Here is a 21,014-nt window from a genome sequence, read left to right on the forward strand (position 1 = left end):
ATGATGTCCTGGTTGTTGACACTGCCTGGTGAAGAACGGCAAACCTACCGCGTACACAAAATGGAGTCTTTCATTGAGCGCGCGCGAGGCTTGTTGTTTCAGTCAGGAATAAGTGCCGGTGAAGTCTACTGGTTTGATCGGTGTTCAAGCGTGCACATGTTCGGGATGCGATTCCCAATTGATGTCGTGTTCTTGGATAAACAGTTCAGTATTACAAAAATAGTGTCAGGGCTAAAGCCTTGGCGATTCTCATATTCGTTGGGCAGTCGCTCGGTACTTGAAATGAAGTCAGGTGAATCGAGTGCCCGCCAAATGAAAGTTGGTCAAGTTTTAGAATTTCAAAGGGTCGAGGACGTCAAAAATGTATAACCGAAAAAGTGGCTTCGGAGTCGTCATTATTGTTGTACTGAGCCTGTTGTCGGCCTGCGTCACGCCACCAACGGGCTCGCAGCTGAGGCCCCCAACAGCGACTGGCTTGCCTGGCCAACTGGATCTGAAGGCCAAGTTTGAGAAAGCCAATATTGCATATCAAGAAGGGCGTTTGGTGGAAGCTGAGCGCTGGTTTCTGAATATTGTGATGGCGCATCCCACGTTGGCGGATGCCTGGTTCAAATTAGGCAATATCTACTATCGTTCTGGGCGCTTAGCGGCTGCTGTCAACGCGTACGAAGAGGTGCTGAAGATCGATAATAAGTTTGAGCAGGCTTGGTTTAACCTTGCGCTTACACGGGTCAGTCAGTCGGTTGAGGTGATTGATCAGAGCCTGAGCTTTATCGAACCTGATTCACCTTACTTTGATCAGGCACTTGCGCTGAAAGCCAGATTGATTAACAAGGTAAATGAAGGGCAATCGGATAAAAAAGAAGCACCCAGCAATTCGCAGGTGCACGTGGTTGGGGAAGTGAATGAGTAAGTAGTCGTAGAGGGTTGGTTTAACGGCATGAATTGAGGTATGGACATGAAAAGTTTTAGACAAGCAATAAATACACAGCGTGGTGCGACCTTGGTTGAGTTGATTTACGTGCTGCCCCTGTTTTTTATTTTGCTTTTCGGCATCGTAGAGGTCGCCTATGTGTATCGATCCAAGGCGACGTTGAACGTCGCTACTTTCGAAGCAGCTAGAGCAGGGGCTTTAAACAACGCACGTCGATCCGAGATGCGCGATGCGCTGGCCGGTGGAATGATGCCCTTGTTTGTTAATGGTGACCGAAGTGCCGCCAGTGTTATCGGTGGCTACGCAAAAGCCAAAGCCTTTGAATTTAGTGTCAATGCAGCAGCCATCGGCGACCTGGATACGGTTGAAATAATCAGTCCCAATCGACGCACTTTCGATGCCTTTAAACAACGCATGCCGATTCTAGATGAGCGACGTCAACGGGTCTCGTATGTAAACGCGATCCCTAACGATAATCTTACCTACCGATCTACGACAACGAAAAATATACGGATCGGTAGCAAGACACAGAAGATCAACATCCAGGACGCTAACTTGTTAAAAATCAAGACCTTGTGGTGTCATAAGCTGAAAGTGCCAGGCCTTCGAGAGCTAGCCTATCGTACGATGCTACGCGGATTCTTTGGTTTTGGGCCCTCGGTAGAGCAGCGTACTTGCAACGCCGTCGGACTGGCAACGGGTGACGTGTACGTAGCGATTACGGCGCATGCGATTACTCGGATGCAAACGCCGGTCTACCGCAATGATTTAGAAAACTAATCTGGTTGTTTGTTTAAGTAACCAGTCTCACAAAACACTATTTATAACGAGATTTATGAACGTACTATCAACTCGAGTCATGCTTAAACTGTACCTGCTTACCGCGATTGCCATTTTGAGTCTTACCTCCCTTGCGCAGGCCTGTGCCACGTTTAAGCCTGCTGGCGCTGAGCTCTTCAAACACGTAGATAAGCACAGCACGGTAGCGGAAGTCATTCAGGGACCGGTTGAGTATTTTAATACTGAGCAGGATGGTTACTCCGTCGGCTACCGACCGGTTACGAGTGTCAAAATGCAAGGCTCGGTGTGTCATCAGGTATATGATTTTGACGAGCAGCAAAGTGCGTATTCTCTATTTCAGCAGGCGAAAACATTTTTCTCAGCGCGGGGACAGACAGCTGAATTTGAATGCCAAGGTACACGCTGTGGAGAGACAACCGGCTGGCAAATTTTCTTCGATAAGTCTGTCGCGGGGCCAACGGAAAACCAATATTATTTGTTGAGTACCGTTGGCAACGGCAGTCGCTATCTAGTCGCCAATATGGTGCATGTAACAGAGTTTGATGGTCGACCAAGAATGATTTTACGTTCAGTCTACGACCCCGCATTGTATCGCATACCCGGAATTCCCAAGCCGCAGTATCAAAGTCCTCAGGCACACAACATCGCAGAGGTCTCATTGCTGTCGACAGTGTATTTTGACACTGGCAGTTCCGCGAGCGATAACGCCGAGAAGCTGAGCCTCATCTCTGAACAAGTCAAACTGAATGGCGATGACAAAACCTATGTCATCGTCGGATTCACGGATTCGGCAGGTGATGCCATCACAAACCTCGAGCTGTCGCGCATGCGTGCCCACAGTACAATGGAGCAATTAAAAGTCCGCTCAGGCTTAGCGGCGCAGCAATTTATTGCTTGGGGCGCTGGCGAAATCGATGGTGGTCAGCAGTCTGCTGGTCGTGCTCGCCGTGCAGACATTTACGTGGTACAAAACCCATCGTGATTTAAATCGAGCATCGAGGCCTACTGAATACATACAAGATATTTGTGCGTACAGTCGGCCCAGATCGTCGTTCATCCTATTATTTTTCTCTTGGCTCCGGTTGAAAATCACTTGAATCCGTAGCAAGCACTTAATGAGCATCTTCTATGATTAAGTACGCCGTTGCGGTATTTCTGTCAGCTTTTCTGCTTTTTCAGGTTCAGCCAATCATTGCACGCTATATTTTGCCTTGGTTCGGTGGTGCATCCAGCGTGTGGACCATTTGCCTGGTGTTTTTTCAGGTGTTCCTATTGCTTGGGTATTTGTATGCGCATTTGTTGGCGCGCTTGGCTACGCCTAAACTACAAGCGGCAATCCATTGCGTGTTAGTTCTGTTTGCCGTCGTTGTCTTTTTACCAATCGAGCCTTCTCAACCTGCGGCATCGCTGCAAGGTGTGCCTGAACCGCAGATCGATATATTGATTCTGCTGGTGTTGACGGTTGGCCTACCCTACGCCCTCATTTCTTCCTCCGGGCCCTTGTTCCAAAGCTGGTTTCAGAGTGTGTTTCCAGGCGGTCAGACATATCGACTGTATGCTTTATCCAATGTTGGTTCATTGTTGGGTTTGATCTCTTATCCCTTTTTGATCGAGCCATACCTTACTCTGAAGTCACAGACCGGACTATGGTCTGCCGGGTTTATCGCATACTTGCTGGTTTGTGTTGCCTGTTTATGGTCATTGCGACGAATTGACGCCACGGCGAGTAGTGAGCAACCGGGCCCCGAAACCGATTCCGAAACGCGTGTGGCAGACATCTTTTTATGGATTGCGCTGGCGGCTACCGCATCGGTATTGCTGCTCGCGACGACCAATCAAATAACCCAAGATATCGCTTCGGTACCATTCCTATGGATTCTGCCGCTGTCGCTCTATCTCATCTCTTTTATTATTTGTTTTGATAAACCTGGTTGGTACCAACGCAGAATTTGGATCCCACTGTTACTAGTGTCGGTTGGCGCAGCGCTGGTCGCGTTACTGTTGGGCAGTACCGCAAGTTTCTGGTACCAAGTCGTGGCGTACACCGGCATACTGTTTGTCGGTTGCATGGTGTGTCATGGCGAGTTGTATCGCAAGAAACCCCATCCGAATTTCCTAACCAAATACTATTTGACCATTTCGTTCGGTGGTGCTCTCGGTGGCTTTTTTGTGGCAATGATTGCACCGCAGATTTTTTCTGGTTACTGGGAGCTCGAGATCGCATGGGTTGCAATGCTGATTTTGGCTGGCTTATGTATTTTCGATACCGTAGCCATCCGCTCGCGTGTGCTGGATTTGAGTGCTCAAACCAGCTGGATTTTGATGTGTTTTATTCTGAGCTTGATGCTGTATGCCCACATCGAGAACACCAAAGCAGATAACACCGAGCAGGTGCGGGGGTTCTATGGTGTGCTGACCGTGAGTGAAATGGTGTTTGACGCTAAAGACCCGACTGCCGTGCGTGATATCCGCTTGCTCAATAATGGCGCAATTATTCATGGCTCGCAGATGCGATTAAACGATGCGCCGATCTTCGCCGCTACCAGTTACTACGGACCCGAAAGCGGCGTTGGTGTCGCGATTCGTCATTTTCCAGTTCCAAAAAGACAGCTTGAGGTCGGTGTGCTGGGAATGGGGGCCGCTACCATCGCCAGTTTGTGTCAGAACTGTAAAGCAATGACGTTTTTCGAAATTGATCCGAACGTGATTACGATGGAAGATAAGTATTTCTCTTATCTTGCTGATTTGCGTGCGTTGGGTGTGCCCGCTGACGTGGTGCTCGGGGATGGCCGCATTGCCTTACAAAAACGCACGTCACAAGGGCAACCCTATCAATTTGATGTGCTGGCAGTGGATGCATTCAGCGGTGATTCAATTCCAGTGCATTTGCTGACCCTGGAGGCAGTGACACTATATTGGCAGAACCTGACGTCTGATGGCGTACTAGCCATGCACGTGTCAAATCGCCATCTTGACCTAACTCCGGTAGTGGTGGCTTTTGCCAAAAAACTGAACAAAAAGGTTTTCCGGGTAACCAATAAAGACGTTGATGATCAGGCGATCTATGCTTCGGATTGGATTCTCATGACCAATAACGACCATTTTTTGGAGGCCATGTCGCTGACTGAGGAGTGTCTACCCGGTCAAACCAAAACCTTGCCATTGTGGACGGATCAATACAGTAACATCCTGCGCATACTGCAAACGCCAGAGACTCGAAGCCTAGCTGACAAGCCTTACTTAACCTGTTTTGAATAGGTTCGATGGTTGCCAACCGGGCCGGATGACATGTTTTCATGTCGGACTTGTCATCTGGCCGTGATCACGGTAGGTCAGATTCCGTATATACTAGCCTTCGCATTTTTACAATTACGACCGGCTTATGGATTTACGTAACAGCAATATTGAGCGTCTTCAGCGTGCAGACAAAGTATTCGATGTCTTGGTGCTAGGTGGTGGGATAAACGGCGCGGTATCTGCGGCCTCGTTGAGTGCTAAAGGCGCTTCTGTGGCGTTAATTGATCGTGGTGATTTTGCTGGGCTAACCAGTTCCAATTCTTCCAATCTGGCCTGGGGCGGCATCAAGTATCTCGAGTCGCATGAATACTTGTTGGTCAACAACCTGTGTAAGAGTCGAAATCACTTAATGCAGAGTTACCCGTCGACGGTAAAAGAGATTCGTTTTCTGACCACCATCGCCAAAGGGTTTCGGTTTCCTTCTTGGTTTGTGTATTTAGGCACGATTTTCTACTGGATCATCGGGCGTTTTTACACGCAGTTCCCAGATTACATGAATGCGCGCAAAATTGAAGAGCGTGAACCGGTAATTAACACCAGTAATGCCGCTGGCGGCTTCGAATACTCAGACGCTTACCTATATGACAATGATGCCCGGTTCGTGTTTAACTTTATCCGCCGCAGTATGGATTATGGTTGTGTCGCTGCAAACTATGTTGAGTCGACTGGCGCGGAACGCAAAGATGGACTCTGGCATGTGACGGCACGCGACACGCTCTCTGGCGAGACCTTTACCGTTCGTTCAAAAGTGCTGGTTAATGCCTGCGGCCCCTATGTCGATCAGCATAATCAATTGACCGGTCAACAGACCCAGCACCGACATTTATTCTCCAAGGGCATTCACTTGATTATTGATCGGGTCACCAAAGGCAATCGTATTCTGGCCTTTTTTGCCAGTGATGGTCGCTTGTTTTTCGTGATACCGATGGGCAATAAAACCTCGATTGGTACCACCGATACGCAAGTTGCCAGTCCGGATGTGACCGTCACTGAGGAAGATCGAGAGTTCGTGTTAAAAAATATCAACAGCCTGTTAGACTTTGAGCAACCGATTACCTTAGACGATGTGATCGCGGAGCGCTGCGGTGTCCGACCACTAGCACAAAAGGGCGGTGATGGCGTCGCGGATTGGGTTAAATTGTCACGCAAGCATGCAGTCGATGTGAATGCATCTGACCGTCATATCAGTATTTTTGGTGGTAAGACCACAGACTGCATAAACGTGGGTAATGAAATCGCAGAATTGGTAAGTGACATGGGGGTCGAATTACCGTTTGAGGGCTTTAAGTGGTACGGTGAAGATGATGACTCAGTCAAAGACGAATTCTACCATCGGGCACGACTCATGGACCTCGACAACTATACGGTCGAAGGATCATCAGAGCCACTCTCTCAACGGCTTTGGCGACGATACGGTGGCAATGCCTTAGAGTTGCTGGAAGATATTCGGCAGGATCCAAGGCAGGCAGAGCGCTTAATGCAGAGTGCTGAGTACTTGCGTTGTGAGATCGAGCATACCGCGCGCTATGAAATGGTAACTAAGCTGGAAGACTTTCTGCGCCGACGTTCGAAAATCACGCAGGTGGTACGCAATCGCGATATCGTGCATGCGCCAGGCCTAATGGAGGCGTGTAAAATATTTTTTGGCGATCAAGCTGAGGCAAAACTCGAGGAATATATCGCTTCTTTGGGGGATCAATTGGATGGCCCGAATCCATTCTAGCTTACCATGCTGCCAGCGATGAAACGGTTCTCATCACTGGCAGCAAAGGGTACAATCGCACCTTTGCGTATTTCCGGATAATCAACAATGAAAGTAGAACAAACCGAGCTCGACGGTGTCCTGTTGGTGACGCCAAACGTATTTGGTGACGACCGTGGTTTTTTTATGGAAACCTACAACCGGGAGGTCGCTATTGAACTGGGGTTGCCGGCTGAATTTGTTCAGGACAACCACTCCAAGTCCACCAGGGGTGTTTTACGCGGCCTGCATTACCAGTATCCACAATGGCAAGGTAAGCTGGTGCGAACAGTGCAGGGCGAGATCTTTGATGTGGCCGTTGATATTCGAGCTGGTTCACCAACCTTTGGTAAGTGGGTTGGTTATTACCTGAATGATGAAAATAAACAGCAATTGTATGTGCCGCCCGGTTTTGCGCATGGTTTTGTGGTGACCAGCGACACCGCAGAAGTGGTCTACAAGTGTACCGATTTATATGCGCCCAGCCAGGAGGGCAGTGTATTATGGAATGATCCGGATATCGGTATTAACTGGCCGGTAGACTCTCCGATTTTGTCAGCCAAAGATGAGCTGGGTCAGCGACTTGCTGATCTACCGTCGCTGACGGTGGCAGATTAGCATGAAAAAAATTCTCTTAATTGGTCAGAACGGGCAAGTGAGTACTTATTTGCAAGGTGTTTTGCCAGCAGACTCATTGCAAGTGGCCAATCGCGAGATACTGGATCTGAGCAAAGTAGATCAAGTTCAGGAATCGCTTGCGGCACTGGCGCCGGATTTGATTATCAACCCTGCGGCCTATACGGCAGTGGATTTGGCTGAATCGGAAACTGAACTCGCCTACGCCATTAACCGCGATGCAGTTGCTGAGATTGCGCAGTACGCGGCCAGGCATCAGGTGCCGCTGATTCATTTCTCTACCGATTATGTATTCCCTGGCGATGCGGACAAGCCATATAAAGAAACTGACGTGCCTGGCCCGACCGGTGTGTATGGCGCAAGTAAGCTGGCAGGCGAAAAAGCCGTGCTTGAATCGGGCGCCCCTGCGCTGATCTTGCGTACGGCCTGGGTTTATTCAAATCATGGCAAAAATTTTTACCGCACGATGTTAAGTTTGGCCGAGTCACGCGATGAACTGTCAGTGGTGGCTGATCAAATCGGTGCGCCAACCTACGCGGGCAGCATTGCCGAGGCCACAAAGCGTTTGGTCGACATTATTCTGGAGCAAGGTGGTTTGCGGAAGGAACAATCGGGTATTTACCATTTTACGTGTGCTGGTCAAACGTCTTGGTGTGAGTTTGCGCGGGCCATTTTTGTCGAAAATGAGGTCACGAATGTCACGGTTAACCCAATTGCCACGGCCGATTACCCGACGCCGGCCAAACGTCCGGCGTTTTCTGTCCTTGATGGCAACAAGTTGAAGTCGGTTTTCGGCATTGCACTGCCACATTGGGGCACCGCGTTAGCACAGTGCGCTGCTGAATCTAAGTCGCTTTGATTTTGTAGCGTATGGACTCCGACAGTATTGCGCATATTCTCGGAGAAGCGGGCGCGTTTTCTCGCAGCGTCGCTAACTTTCAGTCACGCCCATCGCAGGTGGAAATGGCCGAGGCCATTGAACACGTAATTGAAAACAAACAGACCTTGTTGGCGGAGTCTGGCACTGGTACCGGTAAAACATTTGCTTACCTAGTGCCGGCTTTGTTGTCGGGCAAGAAGACCTTGTTGTCGACTGGGACCAAACATCTGCAGGAGCAACTATTCCACCGCGACATCCCGCTCGTTATCAAAACTTTGGCTTTGCACGTCAAAGTGTCGCTCCTCAAAGGTCGCAGCAACTACCTGTGTCTACACCGTCTATCGTTGACTCGTGGTGGCCCTCGTCGTCTGGATAAAGTCCAAGCGGCCGAACTCGAAGCGATCTATCAGTGGGGCAGTCGATCCAAGGATGGCGACGTTGGCAACTTAACCGAGGTGCCTGAGGACTCGCGTATTTGGCCGCAGGTCACCTCAACCGTCGACAATTGTATCGGTCAGGAATGTAGTTATTTCGAAGATTGTTTTGTCAACAAAGCCCGCAAGGCTGCCTTGACCAGTGACATTGTGGTCGTCAATCATCACTTATTCTTTGCTGATAAAGCACTCAAAAACGATGGGTTCGGTGCTCTGCTACCTGAAGTGGATACGGTGATATTTGATGAAGCGCATCAAATTCCCGATATCGCTTCCAATTTTCTCGGCAGTAGTTTCAGTTCTTGGCAAATCATGGAATTGGCCAATGACACTCGAGCCGCCGAGTTAAGGGAGAAGAGTCTAATTCGATCTTTAATTCCCTGTGCCGATGAGTTAGATAAATTGACCGCTGATTATCGGCTAGCGCTAGGGTTAAACGAGCGGCGTGTCGCGTGGATCGATTTGTTGGATGAGATTCCAAACCTGCCCAAGAAACTCGAAACGTTGGCGGATAAGCTGTCTGAGTTTCGTGATGTGCTGGAGGAGGCCTCCATGGCTGGTGAAGCGCTCACCCGCTGCTACGAGCGAGCCAGTGAGCTGGCCGAGGCGTGTCAGGTCTTAGCGCAGGAGAGCGACAGCGATGAAACTGTGCGTTGGGTTGAAATCGCGCGCCGTACATTCAGGATCCATGAAACACCGTTAAATATTGGCAGCGAACTAGCTCGATATTTTGGGAATCAGCAGCAAGCGCGGGTTTTTACCTCTGCAACATTGTCCGTGGATGGTAATTTCACACACTTTAAGCAATTGACGGGTTTGCCTGGCGAGGCTGAGGATCGAACTTGGGGCAGCCCGTTCGACTATTTCAATCAAGCCGTGTTGTATGTGCCTGAAGGTATGCCTGCGCCGAAAGATGACACGTTTGCCGAAGTGCTTTTTACGCGTGCGCTGCCAATTCTTGAGGCCAGCCAAGGTGCGGCGTTCGTGTTATTCACCAGTTTTAAAATCATGCAAGGTTTCGCTGAAATGCTCGAAGACCGGGGCTTCAATGTCTTAGTTCAGGGTGATACAAATAAACGTGAATTACTGCGAGAGTTCGTTGCCAAGCCCAGATCCGTATTGCTCGGTACCATGAGCTTTTGGGAAGGTGTGGATGTGCCGGGTCATGCCCTGCGTTGCGTTATTATCGATAAATTACCCTTCGAGTCGCCGTTTGATCCGGTTATTAAAGCGCGTCTTAAAGCCATGCAGGACGATGGTGGTAACCCATTTATGAATTACCAGGTGCCGCGGGCTGTTATTACCTTGCGCCAAGGTGCAGGTCGTTTGATTCGTAGTAGTCACGACAAGGGCGTGCTGGTGATCTGTGATCCCCGATTGCGAACCACCAACTACGGTCGATTGTTCCTAAACAGTTTGCCGCGTATGCGGCGCACCAACAATGAAGCAAAAGTGGCGCAGTTTTTAGTCCGCCTAGCGGTCGAATCCGAGGAAACCCCCGATGCCTGAGTCCACCAGAATCTTGGCAATTGAAACCGCTACGGCCAATTGCAGTGTTGCGGTAAACTCCGGTAGTGCCGTTTATCAGCGTCAAGAGATCGGGCAGAACGTGCACTCTCGCGTCGTGTTGTCTCTGGTTGAGGCGGTGCTGGGCGACGCCGGGATATCCGTGTCTGAACTCGACGCCGTCGCTGTGAGCGAGGGGCCAGGTTCGTTTACTGGTTTACGAATTGGTATCGGTGTGGCGCAAGGCCTAGCCTATGGTGCGCAATGTCCAATGATCGGCGTGTCGAGTTTGGATGCGTTGGCACTACAAGCTGAAATATTGGGTCGAGTAAAAGCCGGAATAGATGCGCGAATGGGTGAAATTTATTGGCGGGACTACAATGTCGCAGAAGACGGTTTAGAGTATCTTGGTCCCGCGCAGGTTTCTGAACCTCAAGTGACGGGCGTGGATGCGACCTGGTGTCTGGTCGGCAATGGCTGGGCAGCGCACGCCAATCAATTTGAAGCCATGGGTGTGTCTGTAGCTGACATGAGTGAATCGCATTTATATCCGACCGCCGCCAGACTATTGAAATTGGCGCATACCAAATTTATCGCTGGTGAATTGGTTGATGCGGCTCAATTTGTGCCGGTGTACGTCCGTGATAATGTGGCCAGGAAGGCTGGGGAAAAGTAAGCTTCAGCAACGAAGCTGAAAATACTAGCAGCTGACGTCGAAACTGCCGCTGGCCACTTTTTTGCCGTCTACTTCAACCGTGACGTGCCACGGGCCGATAAACTCTTCGAGTCCTGCCGCTGGATTGATCCATTGCAGCATGCCGGCACCGGTGGCACGCGACAATTGCAACCAGGCCCAGAGTTTCTCTTCGTCTTCGCGAACATAGAATGGGTATTCGGTGCGTTCGCGATCCGTCCCGGCTGGGTCGGTCCAAATGAACGCAATATGGAATTTGCCTTTCGGAAAATTAGACAGCGTGATCACACTGTAAATCTTGTCGCTGCAATCAAAGTTTTCGATCGCGTCGGCTTGCGGAAAGGCGTGTTCGTCTGGCAACGTAAAGTACAACTGCTGATCGGGTTTTACGTCGGAAGGTTCAGTTGCGATGTCTTGCGAGATCGCTGCGCCAGAAACCAAAAAGGCCATCATAGCTATGATGGCCTTCAATTGGAGTTTAAGACGAGTGGTATCCATAAAGTAAGCTGGCTACCGCGCAGTCGTCATTAAATTCGGTTCAGGGTCATGTCGCCTGTGCCGGTTGAGTTGCTGCATAAGCTTGCATCGGCCACGTAGGTGCCAGAAATAGTATTTCCGTTGTTACTGATGGCTAGCTGAATGTTGATGTCTCCGGTCACATCTTCACGCGTGGTGCTAATTGTGGTTCGGAGTCCACGACTGTCGATGGAGTCGCGTACACCTTCACTGCCAGAATCTCGGTAGACTTCAGATGAAGTCGTTTCGATAATCGGCTCCCCGTTATCATCTGTGCCAACGATTTGCTCACGTTCGGTAATCACTAGAAAGCGTGAACGAGTCTGGGTCGTAATCAATGAGATATTGAATCCGTTGCTGCTCCCCGCCAAGGTGCCGTTGGCAATACAACGAATGTTGGTGTTGTTGGTCACGATCATGTTCCCAACAATGTTGCCACCTTCATCTTCCGCAATATCAAAACGGATCTCGCCGTTTTGTGTATTGTTTTGATTTTTGAATGTGCCCGAGAACTGGCTGTTCACAGTTGACGGTAAGGGCGATACAGTGGAACCACTGCTGCATGCGGCCAAAAGCACAGCCATAGCTAGGGTAAGGGCTAAATTTTTCATAAGATGGATTCAGTATCGTATATATGTATTTGTTATTTCTAGAAATATATATTAAAAGAGCGGGGATGGGCAAGCGCTCTGAAAGGTTTTTCAATGATTTATGATTATTGGTGATTCGGCGTCAAATGTCTATTACAAGGGTGTTGCAATCGTAGGTTATCATTCCTCGCCAGCTAAAATCGTTGTATTGAGTCGTTTTAGTCGTGCTACATGCACCGACGTATCGCGAGTTTGCACGATTTCTACCGTGTAGTCACCCAGTTTAAAACAGGTGCTGGCAACAGGAATGTCTTCTAAATACTCGGTAATAAGCCCGTTCACTGTTTTAACGGTGTCAGTTGGTAGTTGCCAGTCGAGCTGGCGGTTTATATCTCGCAAGTAGGTGCTGCCCCGTACGAGGAATGAGCCATCTGGTTCGCCTGTAATGTCGTCGTCCATGCCCGGTACGACGGTCGTAAAGTCGCCGACGACCTCTTCTAGGATCATTTCTAGGGTCACCAAACCCTTAATATCGCCATATTCGTCGACCACAATACCAAATCGGCGTCGTTGTTCTTGGAGGTTGGTTAACGCGTGTGTGACCGAAGTGTTTTCGGGAATAAAGTAAGGTTCACGAATCATCGACAACATTGTTTCGCGGTTAAACTCCGCCATGTGCGTGAGATAAAACATTTTACGGATGTGTGCAATTCCGATCATATTGTCCATTGAACCCTGGAATACTGGCACACGCGTGTGGTGTGATGTGGCGAGCTGCTCCACGATATCGTCCCAGTCGTCTTCTAGGTCAATGGCTTCCATATCGGCTCGTGGAATCATGACGTCTTCGACCGTGACTTTCTCCATTTCGAGGATGCGGAGGAGCATTTCTTGGTGTGAAACGTCGATCTTTTCGCTGGACTCGTAGACCGCGGCGCGCAATTCTTCGCTATTCAAAGCGTTTGTTTGAGCCGTGACGTGTACCCCAAGCAGATTGAGTAAGCCATTAGAGAAAATCTTAACCGACCAGACAAATGGCGACAGTAAGATTTGTAAGCCTGCCAGTACCCAAGCGGCAGGGTAGGCGATGCGCTCAGGGTTTACCGCGGCCAGAGTTTTAGGTGCAACTTCGGCAAAAATAAGAACCACAAACACCAAAATCATTGGTGCGTATGCAAGGCCGACATCGCCAAACAATCTCAAGCCAACCACGGTTGCTAGGGTTGAGGCCGCAATATTGGCCACGTTGTTGCCGAATAGGATTGTACCGAGCAAGCGATCAGGTGAGCTAAGCAAGTTGAGTACCAGTTTGGCACTTCGATTGCCCTGATCAGCCAGGGTTTTTATGCGATAGCGGTTGACCGCCATCATGGCCGTTTCGGATGAGGAAAAAAAAGCTGATAGAAGTATCAGCAGCACTAGCGCTAGGAATAATATCCCTATAGGTACGTCGTTCAATGCGTATTCACACTTTTGATAGTCAAGATTATCCGAAACCGGCCGGGTACGACCATTGTATCACTTCAAGTTTCCTTGTGTGTATAGTAAAATCCAGCCCGCGTCGCGCACAGGCTGAACTTGAAGTCTGACGCGCAAAGTATCTAGGGGTCGCTGCCACGCAAGCGTTTAACGACCCGCCTTTTCAAAAGCTAACAAGCCGAGGATTTATTGTGTTAGAAGCCTACCGTGCGCATGTCGCTGAACGTGCAGAGATGGGTATCGTACCCTTGCCATTGGACGCCAATCAAGTTGCCGATTTGATCGAGCTGCTTAAGAACCCGCCAGCCGGCGAAGAAGCGTTCTTGATGGAATTGTTCACTCAACGCATTCCCGCCGGCGTGGACCAAGCTGCCTATGTGAAAGCCAGTTTTCTTGCCGCTGTCGCACAAGGTGACGTAAGTTCACCATTGATCTCAGATGAGCGTGCGGTGGAGATTTTGGGTACGATGCTGGGTGGTTACAATATTGAACCACTGATTAAGGCGCTGGATAACCCGAAACTGGCCGACGAAGCCGCGACCGCGTTGTCACACACTTTGCTGATGTTTGATGCGTTCTACGATGTGAAAGAAAAAGCCGACGCTGGCAATGAGTACGCAACAAAAGTAGTGCAATCTTGGGCCGATGCCGAATGGTTCACTGCCAAAGACGAAGTGGCCGAGAAAATTACCGTTACCGTTTTTATGGTGCCTGGTGAGACGAATACCGATGATTTGTCACCGGCCCCAGACGCATGGTCACGCCCAGACATTCCGTTGCACGCTTTAGCCATGCTGAAAATGCCTCGTGATGGTTTTGAGGTTAATGGTGATCCGCTGGGCAAGATCGAAGAACTCAAGGCGAAAGGTCACCCAGTAGCATACGTCGGTGACGTAGTGGGGACTGGTTCATCACGTAAGTCTGCAACCAATTCCGTGTTGTGGACCATGGGCGATGATATTCCTTATATCCCTAACAAGCGTGATGGCGGTTATTGCTTTGGTAACAAAATCGCACCGATCTTCTATAACACGATGGAAGATTCGGGTGCCTTGCCAATCGAGATGGATGTCTCCAAAATGGAGATGGGTGACGTAATCGACGTCTACCCTTACGAAGGTGTGGTGAAGCGCCACGGTACCGACGAGGTTATTTCGACCTTTAAACTGAAGACACAGGTGCTGTTGGATGAGGTTCGAGCGGGCGGTCGTATTCCACTGATTATCGGACGTGGTTTGACTGCGCGCGCGCGCGAGTCTCTGGGGCTGCCTCCATCTGACCTGTTCCGTCAACCAGAGCCAGTGACCGATTCTGGTAAAGGCTACACCTTGGCACAAAAAATGGTGGGCAAGGCGTGTGGTCTCGAAGGCGTACGACCTGGGCAGTACTGTGAACCTAAAATGACCACTGTCGGATCGCAGGACACGACTGGGCCGATGACGCGTGACGAGTTAAAAGACCTCGCTTGTCTAGGGTTCTCCGCGGATCTGGTGATGCAGTCTTTCTGTCACACCGCCGCGTATCCAAAGCCGGTAGATGTGACGACACACGCACAATTGCCAGATTTCATTATGAACCGTGGCGGCGTGTCTTTAAAACCGGGCGACGGTATTATCCACTCATGGTTGAACCGCATGTTGTTGCCAGACACCGTCGGCACTGGTGGTGATTCGCACACGCGTTTTCCGATTGGAATTTCCTTCCCAGCGGGCTCGGGCCTAGTGGCGTTTGCTGCGGCAACCGGCGTGATGCCACTGGATATGCCAGAGTCTGTGCTGGTGCGTTTCAAGGGCAAGATGCAGCCTGGCATCACACTGCGCGATCTGGTGCATGCGATTCCCCTGTATGCCATCAAACAAGGTCATCTGACCGTTGAGAAAGAAGGCAAGAAGAACATTTTCTCTGGCCGGATTTTGGAAATCGAAGGCTTACCTGACTTGAAGGTGGAGCAAGCGTTTGAGATTGCGGACGCGTCCGCTGAACGTTCGGCAGGTGGTTGTACCATCAAGCTGAACAAAGAGCCGATCATTGAGTACATCAACTCCAATATCACCATGCTGAAGTGGATGATTGCGGAAGGCTATGGTGACAAGCGCACGATTGCACGACGTATTATGGACATGCAAAAGTGGCTGGAAGATCCACAATTGATGGAAGCGGATGCGGACGCTGAATACACCGAAGTCATTGAGATTAATCTGGATGAAATTAAGGAGCCAATTCTGTGTTGTCCAAATGATCCGGATGATGCCAAAACACTGTCTGATGTCTTAGCTGCCGGTGAAGTTGGTGTCGACGAAGTGTTTATTGGTAGTTGCATGACGAACATCGGCCATTTCCGCGCTGCGGCCAAGCTGTTTGATGAGATGGGTGAGCCTGTACCAACGCGCACTTGGATCGTGCCCCCCACCAAAATGGACGAAGCGCAACTGACTGCCGAAGGGCACTATGCGACCTTCGGCAAAGCTGGTGCGCGAACAGAAATGCCGGGTTGTTCACTCTGTATGGGTAACCAGGCACGCGTGGCTGCCGGTTCGACCGTGGTATCGACCTCCACACGTAATTTCCCGAACCGTTTAGGCGATGGTGCGAACGTGTACTTGGCCTCAGCCGAGTTGGCAGCCGTTGCCGCGGTCAAGGGCCGCTTGCCAACCGTGACCGAGTATCTGGATATCGCGAAAAACCTCGATATGGTCTCAGAAGATATCTATAAGTATTTGAATTTCAATCAACTGCCCGCGTATCAAAAAATAGCAGATGAGGTGGTTTTGGACGTGTAACCACACTCACAAACATTACCATTTAGAAGCCCCGTACCAAAATACGGGGCTTTTTTTGTCAATCGTCTAGAAAATCGTTGCTGACGATAATTGCTCGTGTGTGTTCAGGAAATCTCTGTGATATAACCAATCTGCATCATCACTCACGAGCTACCCGTTCCGTTTTCGTGTTGGATTAGATGCTTTAAAAGTACGGAGATACTATGAAAAAATTCTTGTTCGTTCTCGCTACCGGACTGTTGTTGTGCCTGACTCTACCGAAATCTGCTTATGCTGGATTTCCAAATGATTTCTCAGATGTCACCTGGATCGACCCGGATATTTCCGGATGGGCCCAGACGTCGCGTATTACTGTCGATGTGCGTGGATCTCGTTTGAGTGTTAATGACACAAAGCGAACGGTGTGGCCAGCACGCTTTCACACCACCTTAAACAATAATTGCTGCAACCGCTCATTGTGGATGTTTATTAAATTCAAAGGTCGATGGTATGCGACTACCTTTGAATATATGCGTTTTGGTCAGATAGACAAGAACGTTGAAGCTGTGAGGGGACGCCAGATGAAACGCATGCCGTTCTCTGGACCGGGGGTCGAGTGGCACCCGGCTGAGGGCGAAGTCTACGGTTTCATGACCAGTGGCATGGCACGTTTCAACCTGGATAACGTTAATGTCCGTGAGCGCAGTAACGTGGCGTTATATCGATGGGGAGTCGGTCCAACGGACAATGCCAATTTCGAAGAGGTACCACGACGACCTAATGGCCACCCAATCACGGGTGGCGAGCCGGTGGAGCCTGTAGAAGAGTGCGTTGAACCTGAGCCGCCAGCCGAGGTGATCAATACTCATGTTTATCGTGGAGAAGCGATAGGCCAATTAGTTGTGACAGGTAGCACGAACCAGACAGCGGAGTTTCGAGAAAATGTAACGATTGAAGTCAGCGACACGCGGTCTGTGGCATTCCGTGTCGATGATGAGTTTTTTATCTCGCAAGTTGGTCAAAACGGTAACTTTAGCGGCAGATTTACATTTGATATCGGAAACGCTGGTATCTGTATTGTCGACATCGACGTAATCGGGAATGTTAGTGGTAAAACAGCGTCTGGCAGCGCAAGCGGTAACGACTCCTGTGCTGGCAACACGGCAAGTTTCACAGCGACTTTTAGTGCATCTTCGACGACTGCGCCTAGCTATTTAGATTTACGGCCGCCATTACCTACCCCACGCAGCGTGTGTAATCCGCCTAATGTGTCACCTGCGATCAATTTATTGCTATTTGGTGACAACGAATAGGGGGATACGTTACACGGGTCGCTGAGTGTATCCACTTTGCGCGGTAGATAACCGTTGTCTATGATGAGCATGGCTTTTCTTCATCGTAAGCCTGCTCATCGTGCTCTATACTGATTCTGAGTTAAACACCGGAGTTTGCTATGGAGCTTGATCCTGTCCTGCTGTCGCGCATTCAGTTTGCGCTGAACATCAGCTTCCACATTCTGTTCCCGACCATCACCATCGGGCTCGCTTACTTCATAATATACTTTCGTGTTCGCTATACTCTGACGCGAGATCCACATTGGGATTTTATTTATACCTTCTGGGTCAAAGTCTTCGCACTGACGTTCGCATTGGGTGTCGTGACCGGGATTGTCATGAGCTTTCAGTTCGGGACGAACTGGCCAGGATTTATGGAACAGGCCGGCAATATTGCTGGTCCACTCCTTGGTTATGAAGTCCTCACTGCCTTCTTCTTGGAAGCATCTTTTTTAGGCATTATGTTGTTCGGCAAGAGCCGGGTTTCGAATCGCTTGCACCTGATTTCTACCATTGTCGTGGCGTTAGGCACGACGTTGTCTGCGTTCTGGATTCTCAGTTTGAATTCGTGGATGCAGACCCCGACCGGGTATACTTATGATGGCGACGCGATGATCGTAGAGAGTTGGCTGGCAGTCATTTTCAACCCGTCGTTTCCGTATCGTTTCGCGCACATGATGGTGGCGTGCTTACTCACCGCTTCGTTCCTGGTGGCGGGAGTTAGCGCCTGGCGCACGTTGCGTAAAGTTGACGGCCCCGCTACCGCCAGAGTAATGCGAACCGCCGTTATTGCTGCCGCTCTATTGATCCCAGTACAGATCTTTCTTGGCGACTTGCATGGACTGAATACGCTGAAGCACCAACCGGCTAAAGTTGCCGCGATTGAAGCGGTATGGGAAACCGAACGCGGCGCAGCGCTCACACTGTTTGGTTTTCCCGATGAAACGGCCAGGACCACGCATGCAGCGATTAAAGTACCGAAGCTCGGTAGTTTGATTCTGACGCACGAGTGGGATGGTGAGCTGAAAGGACTCAATGAGTTTATTGGAGAACATCCTCCTGTGGCGCCGGTATTCTGGTCATTCCGTATTATGGTCGGCGTGGGCATGTTGATGCTGCTGATTTCTTGGCTTGCAGTTTGGCAATATTGGCGGCGCGGTGCTTTAGGGTTGAATACCTTGCGCGCCTTGTTCGCTATGACGTTTTCTGGCTGGGTTGCTGTGCTGGCGGGTTGGTATGTAACGGAGATCGGAAGACAGCCGTGGATCGTTTCTGGCCTGATCAAAACTGCCGATGTGGTTGCGGATCATCCTGCTGGTACGGTGTTGACAACGTTAGTGGCCTACTCGGTGATCTATACATTCCTGCTGATCAGTTACATCGGTGCTTTGTTTTATATGTCGAGCAAGCCAGCTCAGTCGCTGTTGCACATGCACAATTACGGCTTGCCTGGAAGGCATCCTGAAGACCAGGCATTTAGTAAACAACCGATCGGAGGGCAGTGAACATGGACCAATTTTTGCCTTTAATTTTCGTCGCTGTCATGGGTTTGTCTTTATTGCTGTATGTAATTCTTGACGGCTATGACCTCGGCGTTGGCCTGTTGCTGCCGTTCGCCTCGGATGCCGAAAAAGACGTGATGATTGCCTCGATCGGGCCATTCTGGGACGCCAACGAAACGTGGATTGTCATGGGGGTTGGCGTGCTGCTAATTGCCTTTCCTTCTGCCCACGGAATTATACTAACCAAGTTGTACTTGCCTGCGACTATCATGCTGTTCGGATTGATTTTGCGCGGCGTTGCCTTTGATTTTCGGGTCAAGGCTGGGGACGATAAAAAGGTCATGTGGAACCGTTTCTTCTTTCTTGGTTCCCTGGTTGCTTCCATGGCGCAAGGCTGGATGCTCGGGTCTTACATTACCGGTCTGACTGGTTCATTTATTAATACCTTGTTCGCGGTGTTAATTGCCGTGTGCTTGCCCGCGCTTTACTGCGTGCTCGGTGCAACTTGGTTGTTGATCAAAACCGAAGGCGCCTTGTTTGAGAAAGCCGTCGGGTGGGCACGAACCTCTGTGTTGCCCATGGCATTGGGCTTGTTTTTGGTTTCCATCGCGACACCCTTGGTGAGCAGCGTGATTGCCGAACGCTGGTTTCAGTTGCCCAACTTCATTGGCTTATTGCCGATTCCGGTCACCAGCCTGATCGCGATGGTTGTACTGGTGGTGCTCCTGAAACGCGATCTGACAGCGCTCAGAGAGCTTAACCCGATGTATTTGTTTGCCTGTCCGGTGGTGGTGTGCCTCATGGCGGCTCTGGGTCTGGCATACAGTATTTTTCCCGACATTATCATCGGCCAAATGACAATCTGGGAGGCAGCGTCTCATCCTTCCGCACTCAAGTTTACCTTGGTCGGCGTGCTTATTGCGTTGCCATGTATCGTACTGTACACGATCTTTATCTATAAGGTATTTTCTGGCAAAGCCAGTGAGCTGCGTTACGATTAACGTCCGGTTTTTAATCGGGCCGTGAAAAAGCGATGAATGTCAGCGGCCACTGTTTGGTTGCGGGTAAACCACGGGTGGAGTTTGAGCACAATGTCGACATGTGAGTAGTTGTCATACAGCACCGTTTCCACGTCTACGCCGGCATTCTCTAAGCGCTCAGCCAGTCCATCCTGGTTGTATTGGCCGACTCGCTCGTCCCCCTTGCTGTGCAGTAGTAAGGTGCTGGGTTCATCGCCATCGACATAGTTAAAAATGTCCATTAAGGGATAACGTTCAGCCGGGCCGAACACCGCCATGGCTGCTTCTGAGTCGGGCGTAAAACTGTAGGGTCCAGCAATGCCAGCGACACCACGCAGATCTTTGGGGCTGAGTCCCGCGCGCTGTAGATACTGCTTGTCTGTCGCCAACATTAAGGCTGTGTGTGCGCCGGCGGAGTGCCCGGCGACAAAAATATTGCTGGCATCGCCTTGGTATTGCGCGATATTGGCTTTCACCCAGGCGATCGCCAGCGCGGCATCCTCGATAAAACTTGGAAATTTAGCGCGCTGGTCTGGGTGCTTGATGTAGTCAGGCATTACGACCGTGTAGCCTAAACGGTGGAAGGTGTCAGCAGCGAAAAAATACTGGTCTTTGTTACCATGCCACCAGCCACCACCGTGAATAAATACCAATACCGGTGCGGGTTTGTTTTGTGGGTATACGTCTAACCGTTGCCAAGGCTGATCGCCGTATGCAAGGTTCGCAACGGGTTGCGCTTTACTAACGGCTCCGATGGCAGTGTTGATCAGCTTTAGGCCACGATCACGGTCAAGAGCTGCCCAGGTTATTCCGGCAGCAAGAAGGGCAATGATGACAAGAAGAATCGTCAATATTTTCATGGTGTATGGACCGTCTTTGAGTAGCGTACGTA

Annotated in this window: 18 protein-coding genes; 14 read left to right on the forward strand and 4 right to left on the reverse strand. The window is 50.1% G+C overall.

Going from position 1 to position 21,014, the window contains the following annotated elements; translation table 11 throughout:
- From IE055_RS01770 to tsaB, 10 genes are all read left to right on the forward strand, one after another.
- Positions 1-369: a DUF192 domain-containing protein gene (locus tag IE055_RS01770; protein WP_189398286.1), complete on the forward strand. Its 369-nt coding sequence runs from the start codon at positions 1-3 to the stop codon at positions 367-369.
- Positions 362-913: a tetratricopeptide repeat protein gene (locus IE055_RS01775; protein WP_189398287.1), complete on the forward strand. Its 552-nt coding sequence runs from the start codon at positions 362-364 to the stop codon at positions 911-913. The genes IE055_RS01770 and IE055_RS01775 overlap by 8 nt, the downstream gene beginning before the upstream one ends.
- A gap of 45 nt (positions 914-958) precedes the next feature.
- The gene (locus IE055_RS01780) at positions 959-1,714 is read left to right on the forward strand and encodes a TadE/TadG family type IV pilus assembly protein (RefSeq protein WP_189398288.1); all 756 of its coding nucleotides are present in this window, start codon (positions 959-961) and stop codon (positions 1,712-1,714) included.
- A gap of 55 nt (positions 1,715-1,769) precedes the next feature.
- Positions 1,770-2,717: an OmpA family protein gene (locus IE055_RS01785; protein ID WP_189398289.1), complete on the forward strand. Its 948-nt coding sequence runs from the start codon at positions 1,770-1,772 to the stop codon at positions 2,715-2,717.
- Positions 2,718-2,863: 146 nt separating this feature from the next.
- The gene (locus tag IE055_RS01790; protein ID WP_189398290.1) at positions 2,864-4,993 is read left to right on the forward strand and encodes a spermidine synthase; all 2,130 of its coding nucleotides are present in this window, start codon (positions 2,864-2,866) and stop codon (positions 4,991-4,993) included.
- 124 nt (positions 4,994-5,117) lie between these two features.
- Complete coding sequence (locus tag IE055_RS01795) at positions 5,118-6,755, forward strand: glycerol-3-phosphate dehydrogenase/oxidase (protein WP_189398291.1); 1,638 nt, start codon at positions 5,118-5,120, stop codon at positions 6,753-6,755.
- Positions 6,756-6,842: 87 nt separating this feature from the next.
- Entirely contained in the window at positions 6,843-7,391 is a 549-nt protein-coding gene (rfbC, locus tag IE055_RS01800; protein WP_189398292.1) for a dTDP-4-dehydrorhamnose 3,5-epimerase, read from the forward strand.
- Position 7,392: 1 nt separating this feature from the next.
- Complete coding sequence (gene rfbD, locus IE055_RS01805) at positions 7,393-8,268, forward strand: dTDP-4-dehydrorhamnose reductase (RefSeq protein ID WP_189398293.1); 876 nt, start codon at positions 7,393-7,395, stop codon at positions 8,266-8,268.
- A gap of 11 nt (positions 8,269-8,279) precedes the next feature.
- Positions 8,280-10,232, forward strand: coding sequence for a DNA repair helicase YoaA (gene yoaA, locus IE055_RS01810; RefSeq protein WP_189398294.1), 1,953 nt, complete (start codon positions 8,280-8,282; stop codon positions 10,230-10,232).
- Positions 10,225-10,905: a tRNA (adenosine(37)-N6)-threonylcarbamoyltransferase complex dimerization subunit type 1 TsaB gene (tsaB, locus tag IE055_RS01815; RefSeq protein ID WP_189398295.1), complete on the forward strand. Its 681-nt coding sequence runs from the start codon at positions 10,225-10,227 to the stop codon at positions 10,903-10,905. The genes yoaA and tsaB overlap by 8 nt, the downstream gene beginning before the upstream one ends.
- Positions 10,906-10,929: 24 nt before the next feature.
- On the opposite strand, the gene IE055_RS01820 is transcribed toward tsaB, so the two are convergent.
- From IE055_RS01820 to IE055_RS01830, 3 genes are all read right to left on the reverse strand, one after another.
- Entirely contained in the window at positions 10,930-11,421 is a 492-nt protein-coding gene (locus IE055_RS01820; RefSeq protein ID WP_229794072.1) for a hypothetical protein, read from the reverse strand.
- Between the two features lie 29 nt (positions 11,422-11,450).
- On the reverse strand, positions 11,451-12,050 hold the full coding sequence (locus IE055_RS01825) for a hypothetical protein (protein WP_189398297.1): 600 nt from the start codon (positions 12,048-12,050) through the stop codon (positions 11,451-11,453).
- Positions 12,051-12,209: 159 nt separating this feature from the next.
- Positions 12,210-13,448, reverse strand: coding sequence for an HlyC/CorC family transporter (locus tag IE055_RS01830; RefSeq protein WP_268244520.1), 1,239 nt, complete (start codon positions 13,446-13,448; stop codon positions 12,210-12,212).
- A gap of 251 nt (positions 13,449-13,699) precedes the next feature.
- On the opposite strand from IE055_RS01830, the gene acnB reads away from it, so the two are divergent.
- The 4 genes from acnB (at position 13,700) to IE055_RS01850 (ending at position 20,104) form a co-directional block, all read left to right on the forward strand.
- On the forward strand, positions 13,700-16,288 hold the full coding sequence (gene acnB, locus IE055_RS01835; RefSeq protein ID WP_189398298.1) for a bifunctional aconitate hydratase 2/2-methylisocitrate dehydratase: 2,589 nt from the start codon (positions 13,700-13,702) through the stop codon (positions 16,286-16,288).
- A 203-nt stretch (positions 16,289-16,491) separates the two neighbouring features.
- Positions 16,492-17,580: a hypothetical protein gene (locus IE055_RS01840; RefSeq protein ID WP_189398299.1), complete on the forward strand. Its 1,089-nt coding sequence runs from the start codon at positions 16,492-16,494 to the stop codon at positions 17,578-17,580.
- Between the two features lie 140 nt (positions 17,581-17,720).
- Complete coding sequence (locus IE055_RS01845) at positions 17,721-19,106, forward strand: cytochrome ubiquinol oxidase subunit I (protein ID WP_189398300.1); 1,386 nt, start codon at positions 17,721-17,723, stop codon at positions 19,104-19,106.
- Positions 19,107-19,108: 2 nt separating this feature from the next.
- The gene (locus tag IE055_RS01850) at positions 19,109-20,104 is read left to right on the forward strand and encodes a cytochrome d ubiquinol oxidase subunit II (RefSeq protein ID WP_189398301.1); all 996 of its coding nucleotides are present in this window, start codon (positions 19,109-19,111) and stop codon (positions 20,102-20,104) included.
- Here the strand turns inward: IE055_RS01850 and IE055_RS01855 are convergent.
- Positions 20,101-20,982 (reverse strand): alpha/beta hydrolase, encoded by an 882-nt coding sequence (locus IE055_RS01855; protein ID WP_189398302.1) that lies wholly within the window; start codon positions 20,980-20,982, stop codon positions 20,101-20,103. The two genes, IE055_RS01850 and IE055_RS01855, sit on opposite strands and share 4 nt — an antisense overlap.
- Between the last annotated feature and the right edge of the window lie 32 nt (positions 20,983-21,014).

The sequence above is a fragment of the Arenicella chitinivorans genome, assembly GCF_014651515.1.
Classification (GTDB): Bacteria; Pseudomonadota; Gammaproteobacteria; order Arenicellales; family Arenicellaceae; genus Arenicella; species Arenicella chitinivorans.